The following is an 11,620-nucleotide window of genomic DNA, read 5'->3' as shown; positions in this document are numbered from 1 at the left end:
GACTCCACTCGGAGGCACCCCCATGTCAGTTCAGGAACCGGCTGATCAGGCCGGGCCCACCGCGGCGGTCCCGTCAGGCCGGGCCGCTGTGCCTAATCCAGCAGTGGGGGGTGGCGAGGGCGCGCAGAGCGCGCCGCCCCTGTTATCGGCGACCGGACGCTCACCCGTCCCGCCCTCGGTTCCGCCGAGGCCCACTGCTCCTCCCGTGCTTCCTGCCCCGACAGTCACTTCAGTCACAGCTGGCTCGGCCGCCACGAAGGCCGGGGCGACCGCCGCGTCCGTCCGCTCGGTCCCGCCGCCGCCCACCGGACCGCCCACCGGACCGCTGGCCGGACCACTCGCCGCGCCGGCCCGCCGCGCGACCGCGACGCGCTACGGCGGCCCCGCGCCGCTGGGCATCCGCCTCGCCGGCGCCCGCACCCCGTCCGGAACGGAACTCGCCACCGACGAGGCCCTGCGGCTCGAACGCCAGCTGCGCCCGCTCTTCCACGGCCTGCCCCCGCACAGCGGCGTCGCCGTCGCCGTGATCCAGGGCGATCAGCGCACCGTGGCCTGCCGCGGCTACACCGACCCGGCCGCCAAGCGCCCGGTCCGGGCCGACAGCAGGTTCGAGATCGGCTCGATCACCAAGACCTTCACCGCGCTGCTGCTCGCCGACATGGTGGCGAGAGGCGAGGTCCGGTACGACGATCCGATAGACCGGTACCTGCCGGTCGGAGCCGTTCCCGGATATCCGAAGGAGCGGCCGATCACCCTGCTCCACCTGGCCACCCACACCTCGGGCTTGCCGCGGCTCCCCGTCGGTCTGCTGCCGAGTGCCACGCCGCACTGGTTCACCCGTCCCTGCGCGACCTTCGGCGTCGCCCACCTGATGCACTCCCTGGCCCGCACGCCCGTGCGCGGAACGCCCGGGACCCAGGTGCGGTACTCCAGCCTCGGCTGCGGCCTGCTCGGGCTGCTGCTGGAGAACGCCGCCGGCGCCCGGTACGAGGACCTGCTGGCGAGCCGGATCTGCGGTCCGCTCGGTCTGCTGGACACCTCCTGCGCACCGGGCGGCGAGGTCGGCAGCGGCTACCGCCGGGGGCGGCGGGTCCCGTCCTTCCGGATCCCCGCGCTGCCCGGCGCCGCGGGCCTGCGCTCCAGCGCGGATGACATGCTCCGCTACGTCCAGGCGCTGCTGATGACGGACGGCGGGCCGCAGGCCGCCGCGATCGACGGCGTGCCGCTGATCGGCCCGCTGATCAGTACGGAGATCGGGCCGATGACCGGGCCGCCGATCGGGCCGATGGCCGGGTCGCTGACGGGTCCGTTGGCCGGGCCGCCGGGACAGCCGGACCGGGCCGACCTGGCGCGCGCCGCGGAGCCGCCGCGGCCGCGGGCCGACTCCGCCCTGCGGTGCGCGCTGGGTGAGGTGCGCCGTCCCCGGGCGGCCCGGCGGCTGGCCGGCACCCGGGTCTGCCTGGCCTGGAAGCAGCGGCTGCTCGAACCGGCCACCGGCTGGGGCGAGGAGGCCCCGGCCCGGAGCAGGCGGGGCCGCGGCGGCCACGCCCGGCCCTGGGCGGACCAGGAGCCCGGACCACTGCCCGGGGAGCGGAACGCCGCCGGGCGCGCCGGGCGCGGCGAGAGGGAGTGCGAACCGGGGCGGGGCGGCGGCGAGGAGCTGGTCTTCCACGAGGGCGTCACCCGCGGCTTCGTGGCCTTCGCCGGCTTCAACCCGCAGGCCGGAACCGGCCTGGTCGCCCTGGTCAGCTCGCCGCCACCGCGTCGGCGCAGGTTCCTGCAGAGCGCCTACGAGACGCTGCGCGGCCTGTCCGCGGAGCAGCAGCGCCGCTGACGCAGCGTCGGTCGGCAGGCGGCTCGGCCTGTCGCGGGCTCCCGGTGAATGGCCCGAGGGCCTCCCCCTTACTGCTGGGGGAGGCCCTCGGGTGTTGTTGCCGGTGGCGCGGTCCGCTTGTGCGGGTTCAGCTCTTGTCGGAGCCGGTCGGCAGCTGGGACTGGATCAGGTTCATCACGGAGGAGTCGGCGAGGGTGGTGGTGTCGCCGACCTCGCGGCCCTCGGCGATGTCGCGCAGCAGGCGGCGCATGATCTTGCCGGAGCGGGTCTTGGGGAGCTCGCTGACGATCTTGATCTGCTTGGGCTTGGCGATCGGGCCGAGCGTCTTGCCGACGTGGTTGCGCAGGTCGGCGATGAGTTCGTCGCTGTCGGTGGCGGTGCCGCGCAGGATGACGAAGGCGACGATCGCCTGGCCGGTGGTCGCGTCGGTGGCGCCGACGACGGCTGACTCGGCGACGGAGGGGTGGCCGACGAGGGCGGATTCGACCTCGGTGGTGGAGATGTTGTGGCCGGAGACGAGCATGACGTCGTCGACGCGGCCGAGCAGCCAGATGTCGCCGTCCTCGTCCTTCTTCGCGCCGTCGCCGGCGAAGTAGCGGCCGGGGAAGCGGGACCAGTAGGTGTCGATGTAGCGCTGGTCGTCGCCCCAGATCGTGCGCAGCATGGAGGGCCACGGCTCGGTGAGGACGAGGTAGCCGCCGGAGCCGTTGGGCACCTCGTTGGCATCGTCGTCGACGACAGTGGCCGCGATGCCGGGCAGGGCGCGCTGGGCGGAGCCGGGCTTGGTCTCGGTGACGCCGGGCAGCGGGCTGATCATCATGGCGCCGGTCTCGGTCTGCCACCAGGTGTCGACGATGGGGGTCTTGCCGGCGCCGATGTGCTCGCGGTACCAGATCCAGGCCTCGGGGTTGATCGGCTCGCCGACGCTGCCCAGGATCCGCAGCGAGGACAGGTCGAACCGCGCGGGGATGTCGTCGCCCCACTTCATGAAGGTGCGGATCGCGGTGGGGGCGGTGTAGAGGATGGTCACCCCGTACTTCTGGATGATCTCCCAGAAGCGGCCCTGGTGCGGGGTGTCCGGGGTGCCCTCGTAGATCACCTGGGTGGCGCCGTTGGAGAGCGGCCCGTACACGATGTAGGAGTGCCCGGTGACCCAGCCGATGTCGGCGGTGCACCAGTACACGTCCGACTCCGGCTTGAGGTCGAAGACCGCGTGGTGGGTGTAGCTGGCCTGGGTGAGGTACCCGCCGGAGGTGTGCAGGATCCCCTTGGGCTTTCCGGTGGTGCCGGAGGTGTAGAGGATGAAGAGCGGCTGCTCGGCGTCGTGCGCCTGGGGCGTGTGCTCGGTGGACTGACGCTGGGTGAGCTCGTGCCACCACACGTCCCGGCCCTCGGTCCAGGAGACGTCCTGGCCGGTGCGGCGCACCACCAGGACGTGCTCGACCTGCGGGCACTTGGCCAGCGCCTCATCGATGGCGGGCTTGAGCGCGGTGGGCTTGCCGCGCCGGTAGCCGCCGTCGGCGGTGATCACCAGCTTGGCGTCGGCGTCCTGGATGCGCGAGGCGACCGCGTCGGCGGAGAAACCGCCGAAGACCACGGAGTGCGCTGCGCCGATCCGGGCGCAGGCGAGCATCGCGACGACGGCTTCGGTGATCATCGGCAGGTAGATGGCGACGCGGTCGCCCTTGGTGACGCCGAGTTCCAGCAGGGCGTTGGCGGCCTGGGAGACCTCGTCCTTGAGCTGGGCGTAGGTGATGGAGCGGCTGTCGCCGGGCTCGCCCTCGAAGTGGATGGCGACGCGGTCGCCGTTGCCGGCCTCGACGTGGCGGTCGACGCAGTTGTAGGCCACGTTGAGGGTGCCGTCGGCGAACCACTTGGCGAACGGCGGGTTCGACCAGTCCAGGGTCTCGGTCGGCTCAACGGCCCAGCTGAGACGGCGGGCCTGCTCGGCCCAGAAACCCAGGCGGTCCTCGGAGGCCTGCGTGTACGCGGCCGCGGTGACGTTGGCGGCCGCGGCGAGATCGGCGGGCGGGGCGAAGCGCCGCTCCTCCTTGAGCAGGTTGGCCAGGCTCTCGTTGCTCAACGCGCACTCCTCATTCGAGTCTGTTCATCGTGCTTTCTTTCGCGGGCCCCCGCGGAAAGCTCTGTGCTACGGGATGTCCCTGCCAAGGGATTGTCCCGTGTGTCCCAGCGCACAGCTCATCAGGCGAAGAGGCCGGTTGACAAGGGGGCCCGGGAAATTGGTGTAGACCTTTGATAGATTAGTGATCGTCGAGGCAGATCGGCGGGGTGCGGATGCCGACCGCAGGGGAATTATGCCCGCGGTGACGCCCGCCGGCCGACTGGGCGTGTCGCGAGCCAACGGGGCATCAGCTGATTCTTCCGCGCCGAGTCTTGACGATCGTCACCACCGGTACTCCACTGGAACTACCAGCTCAGGCGGCCTCCGCCGGGTGACGGACGCCGGGTGTCGGAGGTCCGTGCTCCCGGGGCCGCCCGGCCTCGGCGGGCGCGTGGGCCGGTGCGGAACTCTCGGGGAGTTGATCCATGGTGGAATCTCCTGCCGACCCTGCCCCGCTGCCGAGACCGGGTGACTTCGCAGTCGTCCAGATGTCCGGTGATATCGGACGACTGATCAGACTGGGCCAATGGCTCAACGGTGACGGCTTCGCCAACTACGAGCACGCATTCCTAATGATCGACGACGACACCTTGGCCGAGGCCGAACCCGGCGGCGTCCGGCAGGCCCCGCTCGCCGAGTACGGCGTGACCCGGATCCGCTGGTCCAGCGGCACGATAGAGCTGACGGACGATCAACGGGAGGCGGTCATAGCGGCGGCCCGCCGGTATCTGCGGGTGCCCTACAGCTTTCTCGACTACGCGGCGCTGGCCGCCCACCGGTTCCACCTGCCCGGCAGTCCACTGCTCAAAGGGTATGTGGCCAGCACTCGACATCTGATCTGCTCGCAACTGGTCGACCAGTGCTACCAGGACGCGGGGGTCCATCTCTTCGACGACGGTCGCTGGCCGGGGTACGTGACACCGGCCGACCTGGATCGGCGGATCGGCTGACGCCCGGTCGGCGACCGCGGGCCTGACCGCTGCTCCCGCGCACCGGCGCTGCACGTCGCTTTCCGGTCGCCGCACGCCGCCTGCCGGACGCCGCGCGCCACTCCGGCGCACCACCGCATGCCGGTGTGGCGCGGGAGTCGCGTGCTCCCTTGACATGCTCCGAGGGCAACGCCACCATCGCAGGATCGAGGTTAGGGAACTTTACTAACCGTCGCCGGCCCCCGTGCGACCCGTCTCCTGTCCGACGCGCGCCCCTCGAACCTGCCGTGCATGGGACGGGCATGCCCCCGAAAGGTTGTCATGGACAAGAAGTTCTGGCCCGCCGTCCTCGCCACCTCGGCGCTGTCGATCAGCCTCACGCTGGCCATCGCCCCCGCCCAGGCGGCCACCGCGCCGGCGGGAGCCCCGTCGGCGGACGTGCAGTCGGCGGCGAGCGCCTTCCCGGCTCACTACGCGGCGCCCTACCTGCAGATCAGCGGCTCGGACGCGGCGGACCTCGCGGCCGACCGGAAGGCCAGCGGTGTTCGCTACTACACGCTGGCCTTCCTCACGCCCAAGTCCGGCTGCACGCCGATGTGGGAGGGCGGCAATGACTCGCTCGGGGCGTTCACCTCGCAGGTCAACGCGGTCAAGTCGGCGGGCGGCAACGTGATCATCTCCTTCGGCGGTGAGGCCGGCGGCGAGCTGGCCCAGACCTGCACCTCGGTCTCCGCGCTGACCGCCGCCTATGCCAATGTCGTCAAGACCTATGGAGTCACCCGGCTCGACTTCGACATCGAAGGCAGCGTGCTGGACGACAGCGCGGCCAACTCCCGCCGGGACCAGGCGCTTGCCGCGCTGCAGAAGAGCGACCCGTCGGTGCAGATCGACTACACCGTCCCGGTGGACCCCACCGGCCTGGAGTCGAACGCGCTCAGCCTGCTCAAGGACGCCAAGAGCAAGGGCGTTCAGGTCAACCTGGTCAACATCATGACCATGGATTTCGGTGACGGTCAGAACGCCCTGAAGGACGCGGAATCCGCCGCCAATGCCACCGCGGGACAGCTCGCCGGGGTCTACGGGGGCAGCACGGCCCAGGCCTTTGGGCGCCTGGGCCTGACCCCGATAGCCGGGCGGAACGACGACAACGAGAACTTCACCCAGGCCAACGCGACCACTCTGGAGAGCTTCGCCGCGGCGAAGGGCGTTCAGGAACTGTCCTTCTGGGAGGTCGACGGCTACGACAAGGGCGCGGGGTACGCGTACTCCAAGATCTTCAACAAGATCACGCACTGATGGTGGCGCTGCCGTTCGGGCACGGCGGTTGATCGGCGGGGTGTCGCTGGTGCCGGACCGCTGAGCACCGCGGTGCTGGTGGGATGCCGCCCGGGCCCGCACTCGGGCGGCGTCGCATCGCTGCCGCCCGGCTCAGGCGGCGCTGGCGATCTCGCGGGAGCCGGCCACCGCGCTGAAACGTCCGGTCTCCCGGTCGAGCACATAGGTCTGTGCGGTGGCGAAGTCGAAGTACATGCCGACCAGTTGCAGATCGCCGTCCAGGACGCGTCGCTCGACCGCCGGGTTGGCCATCAGCTGGTCGAGTTGCTGCACCACGTTGGTGATGCCCAACTGCTCGACCTCGTCGGTCACCTGACGGTCGGCGAACTCCGCCGGAACGCGGGCGAGTCGGGCCAGCGAGCCGCGGCCGTTGCGCAGCCAGCGGGCCAGCGGGGTGGGGCGTCCGGGTTCCTCGTGCACGCCGTTCAGTAGCGCCTTCATGGCGCCGCACCCGGAGTGGCCGCAGATCGTGATGCTGCGCACCTCCAGCACTTCCACCGCGTACTGCACGGCGGCGGCCACGGAGTCGTCGGCGGCGCCTGGTTCATGTGGGACGGGGACCAGGTTGCCGATGTTCCGGACGGTGAAGAGGTCGCCCGGGCCGCTGCTGGTGATCATGCTGGTGACCAGTCGGGAATCCGCGCAGGTCAGAAAGAGCTGGGAGGGCGTCTGGCCCTCTCTGGCCAGCCTGGCCAGCTCGGGGCGGACCAGTGGTGCGGTATGCGCCTGGAATCCGCGCACGCCACTGAGCAGGCGACGGTGCGGATCGTCCTCCTGGTCGATGCAGCGGTGGCCGACCCAGGGTGTCCAGGCACGGCAGCGATGTGGACCGGGGCTGCTCGCCGAGCGCACCATGCCGTCCGGATCCAGCACCTCACCCGCCTGACGGACGGTCAGCATGGTGACCTGGCCGCCGCGTGCGAGGTGGTCGGCGCGCCAGGACTGCAGGGCCTCGTAGGCCGTGTGATCCAGGAAGGCGCCGTCGTGCTGGATCGTCACCCGTGCGCCGGCCGGCGGCATGGCCAGCGCCCGAGTCAGCCTGGGCACGGAGAGAAAGGTCAGCGGGCCGTGTGTCCGCACCTCGTAGGAGCCGTCCGGCTGGACGGCCACCTCAAGATGCGCGCGGGCCAGGCGGTAGAGGGCGAGCAGTGCGGTCGCCGCCGCGCCGGTCGCGACCCCCAGGGGAACTCCGAGCAGCACCACGCCGAGGACGGTGGCGAGGTAGACCGCGAACTCGCGGTGTCGGTACACCTTTCGGATATGCGCGAAGCCCACCATCTGCATGCCGATCACCATGACCAGCGCGGCCAGGGCGGCGAGCGGGATCCAGCGCAGGCCGCCGGTCAGCGCGACGGCGGCCAGCAGCACCCAGCAGCCGTGCAGGACAGTGGACCATCGACTCCGCGCGCGGGCCCGGACGTTGGCCGAGCCGCGGATCTCCCCGCCGGCGACCGGGAGGCCGCCCAGCAGGCCGCTGACCAGGTTGGCGGCGCCCTGTCCGCGCAGCTCGCGGTCGAGGTTGCCGGTGCTGCCGCTCTGCCGGTCGACCGCGACCGCGCTGAGCAGGGACTCGACGCTGGCCACCGCGGTGACGGTCAGGACCGCGCCGAGCAGTGCGAGCGGTGCCCCATGGGGGAGGGCGGCGAGGTCGTGCCGACCCCAGGCGAGCTCGACCCGAGCGAGCCGGAAGTCGAAGAACATGGCCAGCGCCGTACCGGCGGCCACCGCGACCAGCGCAGCGGGGGCGCGCTCGAGCAGGCTGCCCAGCCGGCCGGCTCGACCGGGGAGCCGATGGAGCCTCGGCCACCCGCACAGGATGGTGATGGCCAGGAGGCCCACCATCAGTGCCGGCGGGTGCGGGCCCGACAACTGAGCGGGCAGTGCCGCCAGGTTGGCCACCGTGGAGCCCTGCGGTGTGCCGCCCAGGACGACGTGGAACTGGGCGATCGCGATGGTGATCCCGATGCCGGCCAGCATCCCGTGGACCACGGCGGGGGAGAGTGCCAGGGCCGCGCGGGCCACCCGCACCGTGCCGAGCAGCAGTTGGAGCAGGCCGGCCGTGAGCGTGATCGCACAGGTGGCCTGCCAGCCGTACCGCGTGATCAATCCGGCGGTGATCACGGTGAGCGCGGCTGAGGGTCCGCTCACCTGGAGCGGCGTCCCGCCGAGCAGGCCGGCGGTGACCCCACCGGCGGCCGCCGCGACCAGCCCGGCTGTCAGCGGAGCCCCGGCGGCCAGCGCGATGCCCAGGGAGAACGGCAGCGCGACCAGGAAGACCACCAGGGAGGCGGTCAGGTCCTGGGCGGTGGGCCGGCGGCGCAGGCGTGCCGCCGGCGGCGCCGCTCCCGGGGGCGGGGCGTGGCTGTCGGTGGAGTCGTCGGTGCGTGGCGGGGGAGGGGGAGTGTCGAGGGCCATGGCTTCCCGTCCTTCCGTGGAACGGACGCGGTCTGGTCCGTTGTCGCAGTCAAGTCCTTTGGCGCTGTGGGTGATCGGGTTGGCCGTCCTGGCGCTGTGGGCGACCGGAACGGTGTGTGGGCCACGCCGGCAGGCGCGTGCGGGTCACCTCGGCAGGTGTGGCGACTCGCGGACCCATCAATCTCCCGCACCAAGAGTTGGTAAACGGTGAGTAATGGAAGCTTTGCATAGCGTAAGTGTGTGCGGGAGTCCTTGGGGCGATATTCACCCCTGCGAGTGGCCTGCGGCTTTCGTGTTGACGCATGGGCAGAGGGGCCGGCGGTGCGCGCCTGATAGGGGTGCGCAGGCCGGCCCCCCTCGGTTGAGCGACCTGGGGTGAGTGGGCAGGGGGTGGGACGGGACGGTGCGCCGTGTCAGACGGCGGCGCCGGCCGGATCGGCGGCGTCCTGTGCGGTTGACACCTGGTCGGGCATGCGCTGTCCGAGCCCGGAGTGCGGTGCGGCGGCCGAGCCCAGGACGAAGGACGGGTCGACCTGTGTCGCCAGGTCCACGCCGGCCTTGGCGTTGCCCCAACTCTCCGCGTTGCGCAGGTGGAAGTGGACGGCCTGCGCGGTGTACCGCTGAGGGTCCCGGCGGTGGACGGCGGCGTCCACCTCGGTGCGCAGCAGTTCCAGAACGTCCCTGTTCTCCGCCTCCAGGGAGCTGAGCGGGGGCTCGGCCCCTTGTTCCAGGCGGCGCACCCACTCCGAATGGCCGAAGGTCGCCAGCAGGTCCTCGCCCACCTCCCGGTGCAGGAACTCCAGGTCGTCGGGGCCCTGGACCTTGTTGCCCACGACCCGCAGGGCCACGCCGAAGTCCCGCGCGTACTCCTTGTACTGGCGGTAGACCGAGACCCCCTTGCGGGTCGGTTCGGCCACCAGAAAGGTGAGGTCGAACCGGGTGAAGAGTCCTGAGGCGAAGGAGTCCGAGCCTGCGGTCATATCGGTGACCAGGTATTCGTCCGGGCCGTCCAGCAGGTGGTTGAGCAGCAGTTCCACCGCGCCGACCTTGGAGTGGTAGCAGGCGACCCCGAGGTCCTCCTCGGTGAAGGCGCCGGTGACCAGCAGGCGCACCGAGCCCTCGTCCAGCGCCACCGGGCGGGCGCAGGTGGCGTAGACGGGGTTCTCCTCGACGATGCGCAGCAGCCGGGAGCCCTGGCCCGGGGGCGTGGTCTTGATCATCTCGGCGGCGGAGGCGATCCGGGGGTTGCTCCCGCGCAGGTACTCCTTGATGGCGGGCAGCTGGGCGCCGAGTGCGGGCAGGCCGGCGGCCTGATCATCGGTCAGTCCGAGTGCGGGGCCGAGGTGTTGGTTGATGTCCGCGTCCACCGCGATCACCGGGCGTCCTGCGGCGGCTAGATGGCGGATGAACAGGGCCGACAGCGTGGTCTTGCCGCTGCCGCCCTTGCCGACGAAGGCGATCTTCATCTGGACTCCCGGCTCTCGCGCCGTCGACCGTCGCGTGGGCCCCGGCGGACTTGTTGATAATCGTTATCGTCTCCGATAATGGCCATAGTAATCGTGGTTTGGTCCACCGCGCCGGAGGGAAATACGGATTGCCTCGAACGGGTGATGGCGGGGTTGCTGTGCGGTCCGGGCCGCAGGGGTCGTTACTCTCGGGTAGGTGAGCACTGGAACTGATCCGCTGGCCCCGCTGGCCGAGCTTCCCGGGGTGTCCGAGTCCGTCGCCGAGGTCCGCAAGGCCGTTGACCGGCTCTACGGCCACCGCGTTATGCGGCGCCGCGCGCCCGAGGTCACCGCGGAGGCCGCGCTGCGCGGGGCCCGTGCGTCGGCCGCGCTGGCCGGCGCGGACTGGCCGCTGGAGGAGGTCCGGCGGCGCAGCGACTTCAGCGCGGGCGCCGAGGAGCGCACGGTCGGCGGTGCGCTGCGGATCTCGGCGGAGGCGGGCCAGCTGCTGAGCGTCTGGCGAACCTCGCCGCTGCAGGTCCTGGCGCGGCTGCACCTGTTGGCCGCGACTGACCCGAGTGCGACCGCGGGCCCGGCTGCCGCCACCACGGCGGGCGCTGCGGCCGGGCGGCCACGGCGGTCGGGCGAGGCGCCCGAGGAGCTGTTCCCGCTGGAGCTGGCCGCCGCGGAGGGCGTGGCGGCGGCCCCCAGCGATCCGCTGCTCGCGCGGTCCGAGGCGGCCGCCGACCAGGCCCGGAGCTCGGCCGCAACGGTGCTGCCGCCGGCGCCGTCGGCGGACGAGGTGGCAGCCAGGCTGGACCAGCTCGCGCAGCTGTTGGTGACGCGGCTGTCGGGCGCTCAGGGCGGTGCCCCCGCGCTGGTGACCGCCGCCGTGGTGCACGGCGAACTGCTCGCGCTGCGGCCGTTCCCGAACTACAACGCAGTGGTCGCCCGGGCGGCCCAGCGCATCGTGCTGATCGCCGAAGGCCTCGACCCCAAGGCGATCTGCCCGGCCGAGGTCGGTCTGGTCGAGCTGGGCACGGCCGCCTACCGTGAGGCGCTGGCGGGCTATGTCTCGGGTACGCCGCAGGGGCTGGCGCGTTGGATCGCGCACTGCGGCCTGGCGCTGCGGCTCGGCGTGCGGGAGAGCACGGCGGTCTGCGAGGCGATGCAGCGCGGGATGGTCTGACCGGTCCGGGCGGGCCGTCCGCCGAGGGGACGTCGACGGTGTCCGGTTTCCGGCGGCTGGCGGCCTGGCCCGGCCCGGGCACAGAGTTGCGGCGACATCCCGATTGCTGATGTCGCCGCTGGTACAACGATTCGGGTGACCATGCGTGCACCGGATTTGCCCATCAGGCGGGGATCCTGCCCGTTCGCCTGGTGTGGCGGCCCGATCGCGGGTCGGCTGCACGTGGGTGCTCGAAGGCTGTACGCGGTCCGTGGGCCTGAACTGCGGTGTCGGTCTGACCTCTTCGGGTCCTTCCGGGTCTCGCGGGCCGTGAGTCCTTTGTATCTCGGAATCAGGGCAAAGGGAACTCGA

At 71.7% G+C, this 11,620-nt stretch carries 7 protein-coding genes; 4 read left to right on the top strand and 3 right to left on the bottom strand.

Annotated elements, in window-relative coordinates:
* Nucleotides 1-205 precede the first annotated feature (205 nt).
* Nucleotides 206-1,834, top strand: a complete 1,629-nt coding sequence (locus tag ACFZB9_RS20785; protein WP_391449141.1) for a serine hydrolase domain-containing protein — start codon at nt 206-208, stop codon at nt 1,832-1,834.
* Between the two features lie 127 nt (nt 1,835-1,961).
* Here the strand turns inward: ACFZB9_RS20785 and acs are convergent, their stop codons facing one another.
* Entirely contained in the window at nt 1,962-3,917 is a 1,956-nt protein-coding gene (acs, locus tag ACFZB9_RS20780) for an acetate--CoA ligase (protein WP_391449139.1), read from the bottom strand.
* A gap of 527 nt (nt 3,918-4,444) precedes the next feature.
* On the opposite strand from acs, the gene ACFZB9_RS20775 reads away from it, so the two are divergent.
* The gene (locus tag ACFZB9_RS20775) at nt 4,445-4,906 is read left to right on the top strand and encodes a hypothetical protein (RefSeq protein ID WP_391449137.1); all 462 of its coding nucleotides are present in this window, start codon (nt 4,445-4,447) and stop codon (nt 4,904-4,906) included.
* Between the two features lie 300 nt (nt 4,907-5,206).
* On the top strand, nt 5,207-6,181 hold the full coding sequence (locus tag ACFZB9_RS20770; protein WP_391449135.1) for a chitinase: 975 nt from the start codon (nt 5,207-5,209) through the stop codon (nt 6,179-6,181).
* Nucleotides 6,182-6,313: 132 nt separating this feature from the next.
* Here ACFZB9_RS20770 and ACFZB9_RS20765 read toward each other — a convergent pair whose 3' ends face one another.
* Nucleotides 6,314-8,635, bottom strand: coding sequence for a SulP family inorganic anion transporter (locus ACFZB9_RS20765; RefSeq protein ID WP_391449133.1), 2,322 nt, complete (start codon nt 8,633-8,635; stop codon nt 6,314-6,316).
* A gap of 413 nt (nt 8,636-9,048) precedes the next feature.
* The gene (locus ACFZB9_RS20760; RefSeq protein WP_391449131.1) at nt 9,049-10,101 is read right to left on the bottom strand and encodes an ATP-binding protein; all 1,053 of its coding nucleotides are present in this window, start codon (nt 10,099-10,101) and stop codon (nt 9,049-9,051) included.
* A 196-nt stretch (nt 10,102-10,297) separates the two neighbouring features.
* Between ACFZB9_RS20760 and ACFZB9_RS20755 the strand changes: the two genes are divergently transcribed.
* Complete coding sequence (locus ACFZB9_RS20755; protein WP_391449129.1) at nt 10,298-11,269, top strand: oxidoreductase; 972 nt, start codon at nt 10,298-10,300, stop codon at nt 11,267-11,269.
* Nucleotides 11,270-11,620: the final 351 nt, after the last annotated feature.

The organism is Kitasatospora sp. NPDC008050, assembly GCF_042957465.1.
In the GTDB taxonomy this organism is placed as follows: domain Bacteria; phylum Actinomycetota; class Actinomycetes; order Streptomycetales; family Streptomycetaceae; genus Kitasatospora.
Note: the sequence above shows the minus strand (reverse complement) of the source record. Positions and strands in the feature narration are given on the sequence as shown.

What these genes read in the sequence shown, in the direction of transcription:
- ACFZB9_RS20765 (WP_391449133.1), bottom strand. Translation starts at nt 8,635, where the DNA reads ATGGCCCTCGACACTCCCCCTCCCCCGCCACGCACCGACGACTCCACC.
- ACFZB9_RS20775 (WP_391449137.1), top strand. Translation starts at nt 4,445, where the DNA reads ATGTCCGGTGATATCGGACGACTGATCAGACTGGGCCAATGGCTCAAC.
- ACFZB9_RS20760 (WP_391449131.1), bottom strand. Translation starts at nt 10,101, where the DNA reads ATGAAGATCGCCTTCGTCGGCAAGGGCGGCAGCGGCAAGACCACGCTG.
- ACFZB9_RS20770 (WP_391449135.1), top strand. Translation starts at nt 5,207, where the DNA reads ATGGACAAGAAGTTCTGGCCCGCCGTCCTCGCCACCTCGGCGCTGTCG.